The sequence below is a fragment of the Paenibacillus sp. 19GGS1-52 genome (assembly GCF_022369515.1).
Classification (GTDB): Bacteria; Bacillota; Bacilli; order Paenibacillales; family Paenibacillaceae; genus Paenibacillus_AQ.
The window spans coordinates 5,688,889-5,706,122 of record NZ_CP059724.1 but is presented as its reverse complement, the minus strand read 5'-3'; the positions used below and the strand labels follow the sequence as shown (position 1 = coordinate 5,706,122).

Here is a 17,234-nt window from a genome sequence, read left to right as displayed (position 1 = left end):
CTTTGGGGGCAGTTTCAACTATTGAAAGTGAGGGAACGAACAACGTGAACATACCAAAACTAATTATGAATTCATCACTTGCTCTTTCTATAGTGTTGGCCAGTGCAGCATTAGGTCCGATATCGGCTTCGGCAAGTCCCGCCATGTCTCAAGTGGTAATGTCAGCCATTCCAGCTATTCATCCCGGCGGAACAGTGACCATCTCCGGAACGTCAACGGATTCGGAAGTCATCGTGAAGGTAATCCGTCCAACAGGAAGCATTGTCTTCTTTAATATTGTTAAAGTCATCAATGGAGTATTCTCCGATTCATTTGTTCTGGGAAGCAGTGAGTCCATCGGAACCTATAAAGTAGTTGTTGGACAAGGTGAGATTGTAGACACGGAAGATCTTATAGTTACAGCTGCTCCCACACCGCCAGTAACTGATCCAGGAACACCATCGGGAACAACGCCTACAGGCAACAGTAACCCAAGCACCAATATTGTAACTCCTGCTAATGTAGAAGTGAGTCCTGCTGCAATTACTTCCAATACAGTAACTGCCCCTGACGGCAAGATTACGACTACGGTAACTATTGATAACAAATATTTGAGCGATGCGTTCACTCAACTGAAGGATCAAGGGAAGACTGATGGAGCGCCAGTTATTGCCATAAGAATTAGCGATATTGCGGCGAACGGCAATACCAACGTTTCTCTCCCCGCTTCTTTACTGCTGGAAGGAATGAAGAGTGTTCCGAATGCTGTCGTTAAGATTTTCTCAGGCAACGAATCCTATTCTCTCCCCTTGCAGGTGCTGGATCTTAACACTATCGCCCAGTCATTAGGCATAGACATTTCTAGTGTGATCCTGCATATTAACATTGCGGTCATGGGAACGGATATCGAGAAGCTGATTCAAGTTAGTGCTGGAGGAAAAGGAGCTGTATCCCTAGGCCATTCTGTTGATTTCAGTGTGACCGCTGAAGGTAATGGCAAATCGGTAGCGTTGAATAACTTTGGAACCAACTATGTGGAGCGGAGTATTACTTTTTCGCAAGCCATAGATCCGTTAACTACCACAGGCATTCTGTATAACCCGGCCAATCAGGAGATTTCCTTTGTGCCGACTGTTTTTGTGAAAAATACGGATGGAACTACCCAAGCAACCATTAAGAGAAACGGAAATAGTATTTACGCTGTAGTAACCTCTTCCAAATCTTTTACGGATATAAAAGGACATTGGGCTAAAGCTGATATCGAGCTACTGGCTTCCAAAATGGTCGTTAGTGGTACAACAGCTACGAACTTTGCCCCAGATCATAATATTACTCGTGCGGAGTTTGCCGCCTTGCTCGTACGTTCGCTGGCTTTAAATTCTGATGCGGCAGCAGCGACCTTCAAAGACGTTAAGGCAACTGATTGGTTTGCAGGCTCCATTGGAGCTGCTGTTAAAGCTAATCTTGTAAGTGGCTATGAAGATGGCTCTTTCAAACCTAATGCACCGATCACTCGTGAACAAATGACGGTGATGATAGCCAAAGCCATCACTGCAGCTGGAAAAACAGTCAGCAGTCAAGCTGAACCGTTGAATAAATTTAGTGATAGCTCGAAAATAAGCAATTGGGCCAAGGTGTCCGTCTCGCAATCCGTACAAGCGGGGATTATCTCCGGGATGACAGATACTACCTTTGTTCCATTAGCAAATGCAACTCGTGCACAGGCCGCTGTCATGTTGAAACGTTTTCTTCAATACACTCAGTTTATCAACTAACTGAAGATAGCAGCAGATTAAAATGCAGAATAAACAGGCCACGCTCTCCTTTTATGGGGAGGACGTGGCCTGTTTTGTTACTTCTATCTGGAAGAAGCTGCTGAACTGGAGCCTTGTACAGGTTGGGCCGATGCTTTGTAGCCATCTGGCAGGTAAGTAACCACGGAGGCTTTGGAAATGACCTGTGGATACATTTTATCCGGATCAGGTTTGGTTATGTTGAAATAAATAACGGCTGTCTTGTCCTTGCCAAATTCGATTCTCTCCACTACCAAGCCATAGCCCGGATTTGGCAGATTGTTAACGGTCAGCGTAGCTTTGTTTACGCCTTCGGCGGCTTTTTCGAGCGTAACCTCTGTTTCGTAATTAGAAGTTGGAGCCGTGGAGCTATCCTCAGGTATAATCACACGTTTGGCAAACTCTGCTGCGTCATGAATCCAGACAGCGGCTTCCGAGCGAGTAACGGCATCATTTGGTCGGAATTTATCGTTCTCCAATGTCACAATATGCGTATTAAGCAGGATCTGCAGGCTATTCGATTCCTCTGCAGTCAGCTTACTTCCATCAGCAATATTGACATACATCATCGTTACAGGGAAATTCCCTTTACTCTGCAAGGCCTGAGTCAATAAATTGGCGAACTGGGCACGGGTAATGGTTCCGTTCGGATTCACGGCCCGGTCCAGGGAAAGGCCATTTTGTTTGGCGATCAGGAATGCTGAGGCATACCAGGCTTTGTCTTTTACCTTATCGAAGAAATCACTAGCTTTAGTAGAACTGCTGCCACTTGTGGGTTGCGGAGACAGCGTAAGCCCGCTGACGATAAATTGTAACCCTTGTGCAAAAGTCACTTTCATTTTAGGAGCGAACTTGTCGTTACTTACCCCGTTAACAATACCTGCGTCATGCAATGCGTTAATTTTTGCTTCAGCAGGATCACCTTTCAAATCGGAGAACGCAAATGCCGATGTCCCGAAGGACAGGCTTGCTGCCAGAATACCGCACGCTACAGTCATTTTTGTAGCGTGGTTCAAGAATGGTTTGTTCATTGTGTATCACCTCTATATACTTAGATGGTTGTTTCCCCCGAAATGTTACAGGGTAATCTAAATAAATAATAGATTTACGAAATAAAGGGGTGATGTTCGAATGAGAAAGTGGAACTATTACTCTTTTATTATTGTGTTGATAATGATAATAATAATAATAATAGCGACAAGTCTTCAAACTGTATTCAACAAGGACAAAGAGTATGCGATAGATCGGGTAGATATTAAGGCGGAATTGCTGACAGACGGCGATTTGATGGTACAAGAGATGTTCACTTATACTTTTAACGGAAGCTGGAACGGAACTACTCGGTATCTGGATACGGAAGGGCAGAAAGCTGTTGAATATTTCGAGGCTTACATACCGCCAAAAGATAAGCTGATCGGCGATTTTACAGAGGACAGCCTGAAAGAGCTGGATGTGGAGCTTGATTCCAAAAGTGATACCTATTACGCCTATACGGCATCAAAAGATGAAACGAAACGGGTATATTATCGATATAGGGTCGATAAGGCAGCGATCCGATATTCGGATACAGGCGAACTTTACTGGAGTTTCTTGACACACAACAACGAAAAGGTAGGAGAGGTTAACCTTCAGCTGTTCCTGCCGCAAAGTAGTGACAATCTCGGCGTAGACTTCTTCCTGCGGGACCGTACAGGGGGCGGAGTGCTGTCCTTAAAGAAGAACAGCACCGATTCGGCTTCCTATCTTTATTATCATAATAAGAGCCTGCCTAAGAAAGGCACAGTTCGGATGAGAGTATTATTTCCTGATAGTTGGTTGAGTGATATTCCTGCTAGCGAATCGGCTTTGCTAGTCAAGGAGGTTCTGGCCCAAGAAAAGGCAAGAGATCATCTGATCTCCACACGGACGGAATATTTCTCGTTATTGGACAAGATGTTGTACCTAATTACGGGGCTCATTCTGGCTGTTAGTCTACTCTATCTTTTCGCACCGCGACGAATAAGGGGATTCCTGAGGAGGAGTGAGCTTACGCCAGCTCGGCTGGGGGAGATGGATCCGTTGCTGGCAGCTTACATCTACAGAAATGGACGATTGAAGAAACGAGATCTCTTTGCGGGTGTATTTTCCATGCGGCAGCGTGGGCTGGTCCTTATGAAGCAAGGGGCGACACCGGCGCGCTTCGAGGACGATGCTAAAGCACCGGAGTTTATGCCCAAATTTCTGTTTCAGGGCGCCCGTAAATTGTTAAATCCGGTGGACCTTTTTATGGTAACTCATTTTTTTCAGAACCAAGGCAAGGAATTTCAGCTGGAATCCGTCAATGGACCAACGTCTATGGAACGGAATAGGCGCAGCAAGCAAAAAAAATATCATGAAAAAGCATTGAATGTTGACAAGAAATTTAAAGATTGGTCTTTGCTGGTCGCGGAGCAGGATTCTTTCCGGGAAAGTGCCTACAGAAATACTCTGTGGCGCCCCCTTTGGGTAGGTCTATCCTTGCTGCATCTTGTGTTCGTACTATGTCTTTTTTACGCTGATGCAACTTCTTGGCTTATTCTCTGCTCTATGGCTGTACCGTTAACACTGGGAGCCGTGCTTACGATGATCTTTTATACTCGGAGATGGTTGATGATCCTGTATCTCGGCGCCTGTTCACTTTCGATGATTGTGCTGACAAATATAGATGCAGTGTTGACCTATCTTCTTTGCATTCTTTGTTCAGTACTGCTTGTCGTAATTATACCGAGGAATATCCTCTCTCCAGAAGCGGCCTGGTACCGTTCAGCACTTAAAGTGTGGCGGAGACAACTTAAAAAGGGCCAAATTCATGCAGTATCGAACGGAGCAGATTCAGTTACGCTTGCCAGTGAATTTGCCCTCACATTGGATGCTGGAGCTTCTTTTCTGAAGTCTGCACAGGTAAGAGGGACTGTAGCTAATACTGAGCCTTCCACCTTAAGAAATCTAGCTCTATTTGGAGGAGTCCTCTACTCTCAGCAGACGATAGCCTATATGTCACCGCTCCCTTCATCGGGAGGAAGTGGAAGTATTGACGGAGGAGGCGGTGGTGCTGGCGGTGGTGACGGAGGCGGAGGCGGTGGCGGTGGAACGGGAGCTTTTTAAATCCAATGACAGGAGATCTATAGATGAGTCAACAGCAAGAGACCGAACGGATTAATGTTGGAATATTTGCTCATGTGGATGCCGGAAAAACGACCACAACGGAGCATATTTTATATGAGAGCGGACGCATTCGTGCACTGGGCAGTGTAGATAGCGGAACGGCATTAACGGATTCAATGGATATTGAACGGCAGCGGGGTATTTCGGTACGGGCAGCACTGGCATCTTTTGCCTGGAAAGGGGTGCAGATCAATCTGGTCGATACGCCGGGGCATGTCGATTTTCTGTCTGAGGTAGAGCGTTCTTTGCGGGTGATGGACTGCGCGGTGCTCATATTATCGGCGGTGGAGGGTGTGCAGGCACAAACCGAAATGATCTGGAATGCGCTGCGGAAGCTGGAGATCCCCACGCTTATTCTGATGAACAAAATGGATAGGGTAGGTGCAGATCCTGACGCTGTATTGGCCCAGGCACGCAACTATTTGTCAACTGATATTATTCCTGTGCAGTGTCCGATGGGTGAAGAGCATAATTATCGGGGAGCTGCGGATTTATGGGAAACCGGTGCAGAGACTGCCGCGCAGACGGAGCTGTTGGAGGCGTTAGCGGAGCGGGACGAGAAATGGCTGGAGACATATATGTCAGGTCGAACCGTAAACCTTGTTGCATGGAAAAACCATATGAGCGCGGAAACAGCCACAGGTCGGATATTTCCGCTGGTCTATGGAGTAGCGGCCAAAGGGCTGGGTATTACGGCGCTATTGGATGCCATGATTGACTATTTCCCGCGAGCCGGAGGGAATGCAGAAGCCCCGGTGTCCGGTATCGTGTACAACATTCAACGGGATAAGAATATGGGGCGGATGGCCTTTGTCCGCCTCTATGAAGGAACGATTCGCAACCGTGATACACTGCTGAATTATTCACAGGACATTCAAGGAAAGGTGACCCAAATCCGCAAGGTGGAGGGCGGTCGTGTCGACGATGTTGGAGCGCTTGAAGCAGGAGATATCGCTGTAGTCTATGGCTTGTCCGGGGTGCGGGTCGGCGATGTATTGGGCCATCCTGAGGCGATCCCGCAGGAAGCCAAGCTTGCTGTGCCACTGCTTACGGTGCGTGTACATTGGGCAGTCGATACCGATGACCATAAGGTGATCGTAGCCCTGCAGGAGCTGGCAGATGAAGATCCGCTGCTGGATACCCAGTGGCTGCAGGATGAACGGGAGCTGCACATCAAAGTGATGGGGCCAATTCAACTGGAGATTCTGGACAGTGTTATGGTGGAGCGTTATGGACTAAAGGTTACTTTTGGCCAACCATCCGTAATATATAAAGAGACGCCAAGCCGCATAGGCGAGGGCTTCATCGCGTATTTGATGCCGAAGCCATGCTGGGCGATTCTGCGCTTCCATATTGAACCTGGCCCTCCGGGGAGTGGGCTGGTCTATGACTCGGTAGTACGGAGCTCCGATCTGCTGCCGCAATATCAGAATGAGACAGCCCGTCGGGTGCCGGAGGCTCTGCAGCAGGGTCTTTACGGTTGGGAGGTTACCGACCTCAAGATCACTCTAGTTGAGGGGCAGCATCATGTATAGCATACTCATCCATTGGATTTCGCCGTCGCGACACCGATGGCGATCATGAACGGGTTGGCTAATGCAGGAACCACACTGCTAGAGCCGATCTTGCAAGTCCGCATCGTGGTCCCCGAGGAGAACGGCGGCCGTGTGATGAACGAACTCGTGCAGATGCGCGGCATGTTTGAGCCACCCGTACTGCTCGGTGACCGAATGGTGATCGAAGGACGTCTGCCCTTGGCGACGTCGCTCGAATACCCCGTGAACTTAAGCTCTTACACGAAGGGGCGTAGCACGTTCTCTTCTTTTTTTGCCGGCTATGAGAAATGCCCTCCAGACGTAACCGCCGAGCGCACCCGCCGAGGCGTGAACCCGCTCGATCAGGCGAAGTATATATTGAGTGTACGGAAGGCGTTGTAGGGTGGAAGATTACATACATAAAATGGAAAGGTGTACTACAAACTAAACGAATCAAAGATTTGGCAGGTTGCTCGATGATCTGCCTAATTACACCACCGACGATGAGAACCAGCATAAAAGAAAGATTAAATCCCATTTATATAGAACGCATATTAAATATTGACGGACCTCCTGAAAGATGAGGCCGTGCTTAAGAAAGTGGCTGCATTCTACGCAAATGAATATAAATCAGGAGGCTGTCGCTAACTTGCTGTGAAGCGGGATTTTGTCGGAATTTAGCTGCACGAAATACAACTAAAGTCACTTTATCGGTTCATTTCCCCAGAATAGCTGTACAGAGTGCAGCTAAGCTATAGTAAGTCTTACCCAGCGTTCAAACGGTGCTAGGTTAGGTAAAGACGGGAGTGTGGCTTGAAATATACCTACATAAACAAAATGAGAGGAGTTAGAAACAATGGATGAATTTACAAAGAAGCGAATTATAAAGATCATGGATAATTATACGAATAATAAAATTCCCAAGCGTATTCAAAATGAGATAAAGCTGAGCTACAAGATCAGAGGGGAGAATATTACGTTAATTGAAGAGAGACCAGGATATAAGAGTGATATATGGACTCAATTTGATATTGCTCAATTTAGATTGAATCAAGGGAAGTGGAAAGTGTATTGGAGAGACAGTAAAGAGAAATGGCATTTTGTTGATGACATATTGCCGGATGAAGATTTTTCTAAACAATTAGAGATCGTCGATAAAGATAATAAAGGGATTTTTTGGGGATAAGATTACTTTACCCGCCCCGGGATTCCTCGCGCCAGAAAACGGAGCACCTTCAACAGATTGCCGCCAGCTTAATCATCATACATATCGCTTTGAGTGGTTGCACGTGACGTCGGAGTATAATATGCTACATTTTAAGAATACCTATTATTAGTTTTTAGACCGTTACGATTGAGGATTACATATTTCTTTCTGGAGGTTATCATGCACAATAAAATTAGCGAAGTACTGCTGCAGAATTGGGATTATTGTATGGATGTTGAGGATTGGTCACCGCCGCTAAGCGATGCACTTGCAGGCGTGGATCATCTGCAAGCTAGCTGGAAGCCACAGGGGGGAGCTGCTAACTCTATCTGGGAGACGGTCAATCATCTGACGTATTATAAGGAACGTTTGCTTAAGAAGCTAAAGGGCTTGCCACAGCTGCCTGATGTGGAGAGCAATGACGATACATTTACTGTCAAGGTTACCGGGGAGGCAGAGTGGGAGAAGGCAGTGCTTGCGCTGAAGACCGTTCACGCTTCGCTTCGGGAAGTCATTGAAGCGCTTGAAGAAGGCGCGTATGATTGGGGCGGTTCAGGACATGCGCCAGGCGAAGAAGTGATGAGTCTTATCCTGCACGATGCCTATCACACCGGACAGATCGTCTTGGTTCGTAAGCTGCAGGGCTCTTGGCCCTCACGCCGCAGCTTCGATTAATCTTAAGTATAGTAACGTTAAGCCGCATCATTGCTCACTCAGATACATTGAGGTTGAACAATGATGCGGCTATTTGTTTCAACCAGTCGAACCTTCGGTTAATGATAGATAGATTAAGTTTCGAGGGGAGAGATTGTTATGGATCCGAATCACAGTGATAGAAGTGTAGAAGTCCAGCACACCGAGGTACAAAAGAAATCGGATTCCAGTGCGGTCGCTATTACCTTTATCAGATATGCAACTTATATCATTATCACGTTTGGAGTTCTGTTTTTCTTAGTTAAATATGTGTTTCCGAAGTTCTAACCATATGAAATCTAAACAAAACCATCCCGAATGAAGGGATGGTTTTTTGAATTACGCTATGCAACTGACTATTCCTACAGCTTTCTTTGTATAGAACCCGGTGATTCCGCGGAATTGCGGTAAAAGAACCAGCACTCGTTCAGCAGCTTAATCTGACGGCGGTCTTTTTTATAATAAGCTTTCATCAGCTGATGGCAGAGCCACTGCGGCAAGGAAATCCCTCCTCTAAGCATGCTTACGTAAGTTAGCATATGGGGAAGAGGGCCTAATGGTGCGGCAACAAAATGCGGAATACAACAGCCTGTTCTGTGATTTTACGGAATGAGTCAAGCCTGTCAGCTACAGCACGCCTTCTTCTTCCTCTTCATACCATTGCTCCAACTGGGCCTGTAGTGCGCGAATTTCGGTCAGCAGTGAGATGAGCGGATAGTTCTGTTCCTGAATGGAGGCAAAAGCGCTCTCCAGCAGATTAATATATTCCAGGCCGGATTGCAGTGAATGTTCTTCACGCAGCAGGTCCAGCGAGTCGCATTCGGCGATCGCCAAAGGCAGGTCTGGCACATTGTCGGCGGTCAGCTTATCGATCTCTTTATTGAGGCGAAGATTGAGTGCGCTTAGCTGGTAAGCATATTCCTCCGGCATTTCTACGAATTGCAGTTCTTTATTTTGCTGCAAAATTACATATCGCATTTTCGGCATTGGTCATTCTCCCTCCGTACTTTCTTATCTTCCTTCTTGACAGTTTAGCCTATGCACAAGTTACAATTCAAGTAGAGATCTATTTTCCCGTGGAAAGGACTTGTGAGAGAACGCTATGGAAAGTATGAGCAACGATGAGCTGCAGCTGTGGATTGAACAGGTATCGCGGGACAACTTTGGGGTACCGTTCCGGCACAAAGCTACCTTTAACAGCCGATTATCTTCAACGGGCGGACGTTATTTTATCAAAAGTCATAATATTGAGATCAACCCGCTTCAACTGACCCAGTTCGGTCGTGAGGAAACGGAGCGAATTATTAAGCATGAGCTCTGCCACTATCACCTGCATCTGGCAAAGAGAGGGTATATGCACCGTGATGCCGATTTCAAAAGATTGCTGGCACAGGTCGGCGGGAGCCGCTACTGCCAGTCTCTACCGGGAATGAAGGCGCGCAAACCGCTGCCTTACCGGTATAAGCTCGTGTGCACAGCCTGTGCTACCGAGTATCCACGCAAGCGAAAGGTTGATCCCAAGCGCTATCGCTGCGGGAATTGTGCAGGTAAGCTCAAGCTGCAAACCTTGGAAATAGAATAAGCGGGGCAAGCCTGCTATTTGATCACCAAACCCAGCAGACCCGCAAATGAGGCGGCTTGCTGCGCTGAAATGATACAACCATATAAGTCTTCGATCTCTACATGTAAACCGCTGAATTCGCAGTCGCTAAGATCGATTCCGTTCAGTTTTGTCCCTGACAGCATGGCTTGATCCAGATTGCAGCGATTAAATGAGATCTTTTGCAGGACGGATTGATAATAATCAGCGCCAATGAGCGAACTGTCTACGTAAGCAACCTGTTTGAAATTAGCAAATCGAAATGTAGCGTAATCCCCGATACAGTCTGTGAACAGAACGTTCTGGAATCTTCCTCTGGTAAAGTCTGTCCCAATCAACTTGCAATTTCTGAACTCTGTGCGATGAACGAAGGCATCGGAGAAATTAACGTTGGACAGATCACATCTTTCAAAGATAACATCCGTAAGTTCAATCCCGCTCAAGGACGACTCCGTAATGGTAACATTCCTAAACAGCACCTTCTCGAACGAAACCTTACCAGCTTCCTGGCTATCAATGAACTGGTCATTTATGGAACAAAAGCTGAACTCATCCTTCGTTTGCAGTGAGAATATTTCCTGCGGGGGTAAAGCAATGTTGTCGGCAATTTTGGGCGGGTCAATCTTATGTTTCATGCGAACCTCCATTACAATAATCAATACTAGCGAGTCTATTCCTATTCCCTGTGCGTTAACTATCGTGGGAATCTGGGGTTTTGTCAACCATCCTGACAACGAGGCGGGTTATTCATATCCGTACAAATGCACCTTTGTCTGGATAAAATCGCACATCGTTTTGTAAACGCTACCAAACTAAACTGGAGAGGAAGTCCATATTAGTTAGAGGGGGCGCATTTATGAAGCGATTCAGGTCCGCGGTTGCGGGTCTGCTGGCGATGCTGCTGATTTTTTCAGGCTTGCCTGTTTATGGAGCCAGTGGCAATTCTGCAGGAACCGGAGTAAACGAAGGTACTGGGGCGGGTCAGATTTCAACAGGTACAGTGCTCATTAAGAATAAGTGGAAAAGTAATTTTCTATACGAAACGTCTACTGGCGAGGTACGCTACGGCATGACGAATCCGGCAGACACCTCATCCCATTGGACTGTAGTAACCATGGCTGGGGTGTCGCGGATTCAAAATGTGAAGACAGGCCACTACATTACACTTGCCGGGAATACGGGCAAAGAGGATGCGCTTAAAGCAGCAGAAATCTCAGGAGCAGGCAGCATTACGGATCAATGGCTGATTGATACTTCGAACAGAAGCGGCTATATGGTGATTCGCAGCGCGACAGCCCCGGAGGGGAAGCTCGTCATCCATGAGGAGAATCAGCTTGGGTTTGCTCAAGTGAGCGGGGACATCAATATTACCTTTGAGAGCCCGCAGTGGGCTTTTGTTGACCTTAGTACAGCGCCAGTGCCGATCTCGGAATTGCAGCCGATTCGTCTGGCTACGTATACCGATGCTCAGGCAGCTACGGATTTCCTATACGAAGCGACCGGTGGTGAGCTTAAGCACGGTGTTATTGTTGCTGATGCGGTCAACGCAGCGGATTACTTGTGGTTTGTCGAGGACTATGACGGCCATAAGCGTATCCGTAACGCGGCAACGAATCATTATCTTACTTCTATTAAAGGCACCGCCAAGGCGCAGCAATTACTTGAGAGTCAACCCACGGATCAGTGGGTCTTCAATGAATCTGATGATTATGATGATTACCAGACGATTGAGAATATTGGGAACAGAGGTACTTACCTTGCTACCTTAGGGAACGGCAATGCCGGAGCGGGCACGGATAATACGAAGCTTGCTGCCCAGTGGCAGCTGTTGGACCCGAACACGCCTACGGATGGCTCAGAACATTTTTACCGGATACAGAATGGGTGGAAGTCATTTTACTGGTATGAGAACAGCGATGGACTGTTGAAATACGGCAATATGCAGGCGGATGGTTCCGACCAGTGGCTGATTGAGAAATACAATGGCCGCAAGCTGTTCAAGAACAAGAAAACGGGCCATTACCTGAATATGGTGAATATGCCGGACGGACACCTTCAGGTTACGGAGTTGCCGGACAAAAATGCTGTAGATCCGGGCTACATCTGGACGGGGAAAAACACAGGCGACAATACCTATGTGATCAGCAATGTTGTCGACAAGGAGCCGAACAAACGTCCAGAGAAGTATATCTCACTCCAAAACCTAACCAAGTATGCGGAGTATGGTGTGATTAACCCTGACTGGGGCAGCCCTAAGTGGAAATTCGTCGCAGTTACGGAGAAAAAACAGGATTTATTCCGCTTTAAGCTAAATTCCGTAAATGGAGCGGAGCAGTATTTAAAGGATGGACCTTTGCTTGCTGCGCCTAGTAGTGCTCGGAACCAGGCAGAAGAGAAGACGGTCACAGAAGTAGTCTATAATTCGCAGCAACAGACAGAGACTGCAGCCTCACAAGAGAAGTCACTGGTACAGGCCGATGCCTCAGCTGCAGAGGACATGACCGTTGGGCAGGCCACCTATGGTCCGCTTAACCTCAATGACGATTCTTTTGTCTGGCAATTGCAAGAGATAGAGGGCAGTAACGGAGCTGTGAAGATTAAGAATAGAGGTACAGGACGTTATCTTTCTCTTGAGCATATCGGTAATGCGGTGAAGGAGGTTGATCCTGACGTAGCTGTGCAATCCTTGCAGACGGTATACGATGTATGGGGCAGTATTAAATGGATTGTTGATATGCAGCCATCAGGCCTAACAACCTTCAAAAGCGCATGGGCAGGTCATTATATGTACGGTGCCCCAGATGATCATGGTAATCCGGTGATTAGAATCAGCAAGGCGGCAGATGCAGCGGATAAGGAGAGTGCACATTTCAGTGCTGAAGCAGTCGCTGAAGTTGCACCTCCAGTACCGGCCTATCCGGTAAGATTCAAAAATGCCAACAGCGGAGAATATCTGTATGAGAATGAGCATGGCGTTGTTCTGTATGGTCAACCGTCAGCAGATAATGGATATTCACAATGGAGCATATCTACGCAGGCTGGCAAGCAATCGATCGTTAACCGGGCAACAGGACATTATCTAACCTTGAACGGGGATTATTCCTTCTTGGAGAGCAGCCGTTCCGAACCTGCTGTTGACGGTTCCTCTGACTGGGCTGTCAGTCTGGCTTCCGATGACAAACATTACACCATCCGCAGCCAGTTCGGGGAGTACAACGATGAATTCATTAATGTAGAGAACCATACTGGGTATGCAGAGCGCGGCCTGCTGCTGGAGAGTGAAAGCTCCGTTCAATGGACGCTGGAGACGGCAGGTCAAACGTTCAATACGCCAGCAGGAGAACCGCGGAACATAGATACCGCAACTCCGACCCAGAATGATACCAACATTGTGACTATCGTGCCGAAAGGACAAAGCAACAAAGTGCTGGCTGAGAAGGCGGGCAAGGTTATTTATGCTGATCCTGCTGACAAGACTGCATCTATAGAGTGGCTTGTGCAAGAATACAATGGCCGCAAGCGGATCATGAATGTCCAGACTAATCATTATCTTTCATTAAATGAAGCAAACCAAGCTGTCATGTTAGCCGCAGGGGACAAGGAATCATCCCGATGGGTACTGGAAGAGAAGCTTGGATATAAACAACTGCTGAGCGCTGATGAGGGCGGCCTGCTTACACAGGGAGAGTCCACGATTGAACTTGGCACAGCAGCTGCTGGCGATCATGTTTTGTGGAGCTTTCTGCCTGTACCTAAGAATGTTGTTTATGCAGGGGCAGAGGCTTTTCAGGGAGAAGGAGTCATTCGGTTTGTGGTGAATGCCAATTTGGCGGATGAATATGCTGCAGTCATTCACTATAAGAATGAATCCGCTACGGATGCTTCCTTAATAGTTAAGGTGAACGGTCTGGAGCAGGGAAATACGCTAAATCTGAAGTCTTCTACTGCTGGACAGTTTGTGTCATTAAAGCTAAAGCTGCGGGCGGGAATGAATACCGTTTCGTTTAGCGCTGGCGAGAACACGGTCTGGAACAGACTGACCATTGATACGTTAACCGTTTTAAACAGTGTGAATAAAACATATCGCGGAGCAACGTTACCTTATATCAGCTATGAGGCTGAGGACGCGGATACGAACGGAACGATTATCGGCCCTTCGCGAAAATATCTCAGCATAGCTTCGGAGGCTTCCGGACGCCAAGCCGTGATGTTGAAGAACACAGGAGACTACGTGGAATTTAAGCTTGCTAATCCGGCTAACTCCATCGTTCTCCGCTATTCGATTCCGGATAGTCCAGATGGAACGGGTGCAGAGGATACGCTGTCACTATATGTGAATGGCGTCCAGCAACAGCTTCATCTGACTTCAAAATATGCCTGGGAGTACGGCAGCTACCCGTGGTCGAATGACCCTCGCCAAGGCAGCGGGCATCGCTTCTTTGACGAGATTCATGCGTTGATTGGCAATGCACCAGCTGGAGCAACGATTCGCTTGGAGAAAACTGCTGGCGATCATGCAGCCTCCTACACCCTGGATTTAGCTGATATGGAGCAGGTTGCTCCAGCGTTAACTATGCCGGAGGGTTTTGTCTCTGTTGCCGATTATGGAGCTATTGAAAATGATCAAGGTGATGATACGGCAGCCTTTAAGGCGGCGCTTGCCGAAGCGAATCAGCAAAATACAGGAGTCTGGTTTCCATCCGGAGCCTTTAATGTGGGGGACGGACTGCTGGACCTGAATGCCGCTGAGATCCGTGGTGCAGGCATGTGGTATACGACGCTGAACGGTGCTAAGTTCTATGGTCACGGAGAGGAAATTGGTGTGTATGATTTACTGATTGATGGCGGCATCAACGTGCGTGAGGATGAAGCGTACACCAATGCCTTCCATGGGGCCTTCGGCCAAGGCTCGGTAATCCAGAACGTCTGGATCGAGCACACCAAAGCAGGCCTATGGCTCACACAGCCAGTGGGTGAGAAAGTCCGGACAGATGGTCTTCATATGGTAGGACTTCGTATTCGTGATCTTATGGCGGATGGTGTCAACTTCGCCGTAGGTACAGGGAACAGCATGATAGAACAAAGCGATATCCGCTATCCAGGGGATGATGGGATTGCTATGTGGTCATTTACAGATGCCAAGCTGAATGATGTGAATGGCAATGAGCGAACACCAAGCTTTAATAATACGGCACGCTTTAACACGGTATCCCTACCGTGGCTAGCTGATAATATCGTTGTTTTTGGCGGCAAGGATAACAAAATCCAGGATAATGTAGTAAAGGATACCGTGAGCAACGGGGCAGGTATTGCCGTATCCACCCGCTTTTCCGCTGAGCCGTTCCAAGGAACGACCCTCGTGGAACGCAACACAATGCTGCGCACCGGCAGCTACGATTCCGGTTATGGAGTGAATCTGGGGGCGTTATGGCTATACGCGGGTGAGAGTGATCTCAATGGTACTGTTCTAATCCGGAATAATACGGCACTAGACAGTACCTACTCTGGCTTAATAGCGCATGGCAATCTGAACATGACTGGGGTAGTCCTCACGAATAATGTCATTGACAGAGTGGGTACGAGCGGTGTGGAAGTTACGCCAGAGCTGAAGGGAAGCCTGCTCGTAGATAACCTTATTATCCGTGGGGAGCGGATGAATCTGTTAGCTAATCCATCCTCTGCATTCAATATTGTTCAGCGTAATCAAGGCATTGCCAGCGCGGCCAAATCTTTCTCTTTAAAGCTTGCAGATGGACAGAGTGGACCTATTGTCATGAAGCAAGGAGAGTCAGTTGGACTGCAGGTACTGGACAAAGAGGGTACCGACATCACTTCTCAAGCAACCTTTGTCTTTGAGAACGTCAACACAGCCTCCTTATTAGAAGGAAAACTGCAGGCACTTAAGGTAGGAAGTACAGTTCTCACAGTAACCGTTGGAGTTGACCAGAGAATCTATACAGTGGATGTATTCTCGCCTGCTGATCCTACTACTCCTACTACTCCAAATGTACCTGTAACTAATCCGGTAACCACGGCTACGGGTAATAATGATGCGTTGCTTAAAGCTAAGACAGTTGCGGGTCAAGCCGTTATCGAACTTGCAGCCAATGCTGACGGCACGGTCCGCTTTAGCGCAGAAGCCTTGCGGAGCGCGGCTGCGGTTAGTCCGGATGCAATGCTAGTGATCCAAAGTGGCAATATGACGTATCGTTTCCCGTTGGGACAAATGGAGACCGTGCTGAATAATGCCAGTCTGCCAAAAGGAACACTGGAGTTCAAGCTTACTCCACACAGCGGAGCCGCATTGGAGCAGCTGACAGGGAGTGCGAAGCAGCAAGGCCTTAAGCTGCATGGAACTCCGGTTGGTTTCACGCTGAACGTAACGGATGGCACAACATCCGTTCCTGTCAGAAGCTTTGGAACCGAGCACGTGGAGCGGACATTCATTGTTAATGAAGTATTGGATAATGCAACGGCTGTAGCTCTTCTCTATGATGATAAAACTGGGTCTTTCCGTTATGTACCCGCAGTATTTGATTCTGCGAATGGAGTGACTACAGTTACCGTTAAGAGCAGCATGGCGAGTGGAGTGTTTACCGTCGCGCAACATCCTGTTAGCTTCCCGGATATTTCGGGACACTGGGCACAGGCTGAGATTGAACGGTTGGCCAGCAGATTCATCGTGAACGGCCAATCTGCGGACAGCTTTGCACCGGAGACAACGATTAGCCGGGCGGAGTTCGCAGCCATGCTGATCCGCTCGCTGGATCTGCAGCTTGACCCTGCAGCGATAGCAAACAGCTCATTCAACGATGTGCAGGACAGCTCCTGGTTTGCAGTGGCTGCCAGAGCAGCAGCCGGACTAGGGCTGGTTCAGGGTTATGCGGATGGCTCCTTCCGTCCGAATGCCCCGATTTCACGGGAGCAAATGGCTGTCATGGTTGCGAGAGCTCTGAAGCTGTTGCCAGCAGAAGCTGAGCTCAAAGGAACTACTTCCGGATCACATACTTTCAATGATGCAGCAGGTATTTCCTCTTGGGCGAAGGAAGCTGTGGACACATTGGAAGTAAGTGGCATTATGAAGGGGCAATCCGCAGGGAACTTTGCCCCAAGTAGCGATACAAGCCGCGCGGAAGCAGCTATAATTCTTAATCGCCTGTTGATTGGGGCTAAACTGCTCAATAACTGATCTGTGTATGTATGACAAAAGCCGCCGTGAAGGAGTTGTACCCTTCACGGCGGCT

13 protein-coding genes are annotated in these 17,234 nt (G+C 47.9%); 9 read left to right on the top strand and 4 right to left on the bottom strand.

What is annotated here, in order from left to right:
- Window positions 1-44 precede the first annotated feature (44 nt).
- Window positions 45-1,754, top strand: a complete 1,710-nt coding sequence (locus H1230_RS26470; protein WP_239712799.1) for an S-layer homology domain-containing protein — start codon at window positions 45-47, stop codon at window positions 1,752-1,754.
- 83 nt (window positions 1,755-1,837) lie between these two features.
- Here H1230_RS26470 and H1230_RS26465 read toward each other — a convergent pair whose 3' ends face one another.
- Window positions 1,838-2,803: an S-layer homology domain-containing protein gene (locus H1230_RS26465; protein WP_239712798.1), complete on the bottom strand. Its 966-nt coding sequence runs from the start codon at window positions 2,801-2,803 to the stop codon at window positions 1,838-1,840.
- A gap of 100 nt (window positions 2,804-2,903) precedes the next feature.
- Here H1230_RS26465 and H1230_RS26460 point away from each other — a divergent pair, with 100 nt between their 5' ends.
- The 6 genes from H1230_RS26460 (at window position 2,904) to H1230_RS26435 (ending at window position 8,678) form a co-directional block, all read left to right on the top strand.
- The gene (locus H1230_RS26460; RefSeq protein WP_239712797.1) at window positions 2,904-4,895 is read left to right on the top strand and encodes a DUF2207 domain-containing protein; all 1,992 of its coding nucleotides are present in this window, start codon (window positions 2,904-2,906) and stop codon (window positions 4,893-4,895) included.
- A gap of 23 nt (window positions 4,896-4,918) precedes the next feature.
- Entirely contained in the window at window positions 4,919-6,490 is a 1,572-nt protein-coding gene (locus H1230_RS26455) for a GTP-binding protein (protein ID WP_239712796.1), read from the top strand.
- 12 nt (window positions 6,491-6,502) lie between these two features.
- Window positions 6,503-6,892 (top strand): hypothetical protein, encoded by a 390-nt coding sequence (locus H1230_RS26450; RefSeq protein WP_239712795.1) that lies wholly within the window; start codon window positions 6,503-6,505, stop codon window positions 6,890-6,892.
- 454 nt (window positions 6,893-7,346) lie between these two features.
- On the top strand, window positions 7,347-7,676 hold the full coding sequence (locus H1230_RS26445) for a DUF3024 domain-containing protein (protein WP_239712794.1): 330 nt from the start codon (window positions 7,347-7,349) through the stop codon (window positions 7,674-7,676).
- 201 nt (window positions 7,677-7,877) lie between these two features.
- Complete coding sequence (locus tag H1230_RS26440; protein WP_239712793.1) at window positions 7,878-8,372, top strand: DinB family protein; 495 nt, start codon at window positions 7,878-7,880, stop codon at window positions 8,370-8,372.
- Window positions 8,373-8,510: 138 nt separating this feature from the next.
- Entirely contained in the window at window positions 8,511-8,678 is a 168-nt protein-coding gene (locus tag H1230_RS26435; RefSeq protein ID WP_195724193.1) for a hypothetical protein, read from the top strand.
- Between the two features lie 74 nt (window positions 8,679-8,752).
- Here the strand turns inward: H1230_RS26435 and cmpA are convergent, their stop codons facing one another.
- Together cmpA and H1230_RS26425 are read right to left on the bottom strand one after the other, a co-directional pair.
- The gene (gene cmpA / locus H1230_RS26430) at window positions 8,753-8,890 is read right to left on the bottom strand and encodes a cortex morphogenetic protein CmpA (protein WP_239712792.1); all 138 of its coding nucleotides are present in this window, start codon (window positions 8,888-8,890) and stop codon (window positions 8,753-8,755) included.
- A gap of 127 nt (window positions 8,891-9,017) precedes the next feature.
- Window positions 9,018-9,377, bottom strand: coding sequence for a hydrolase/acyltransferase (locus H1230_RS26425; RefSeq protein ID WP_239712791.1), 360 nt, complete (start codon window positions 9,375-9,377; stop codon window positions 9,018-9,020).
- A 124-nt stretch (window positions 9,378-9,501) separates the two neighbouring features.
- Between H1230_RS26425 and H1230_RS26420 the strand changes: the two genes are divergently transcribed.
- The gene (locus tag H1230_RS26420) at window positions 9,502-9,972 is read left to right on the top strand and encodes a SprT family protein (RefSeq protein WP_239717564.1); all 471 of its coding nucleotides are present in this window, start codon (window positions 9,502-9,504) and stop codon (window positions 9,970-9,972) included.
- Window positions 9,973-9,986: 14 nt separating this feature from the next.
- On the opposite strand, the gene H1230_RS26415 is transcribed toward H1230_RS26420, so the two are convergent.
- A complete protein-coding gene (locus tag H1230_RS26415) occupies window positions 9,987-10,625 on the bottom strand; it encodes a pentapeptide repeat-containing protein (protein WP_239712790.1) in 639 nt (212 codons plus the stop codon).
- A 221-nt stretch (window positions 10,626-10,846) separates the two neighbouring features.
- Here H1230_RS26415 and H1230_RS26410 point away from each other — a divergent pair, with 221 nt between their 5' ends.
- Window positions 10,847-17,179, top strand: coding sequence for an S-layer homology domain-containing protein (locus tag H1230_RS26410; RefSeq protein WP_239712789.1), 6,333 nt, complete (start codon window positions 10,847-10,849; stop codon window positions 17,177-17,179).
- The last annotated feature ends 55 nt before the right edge of the window (window positions 17,180-17,234 follow it).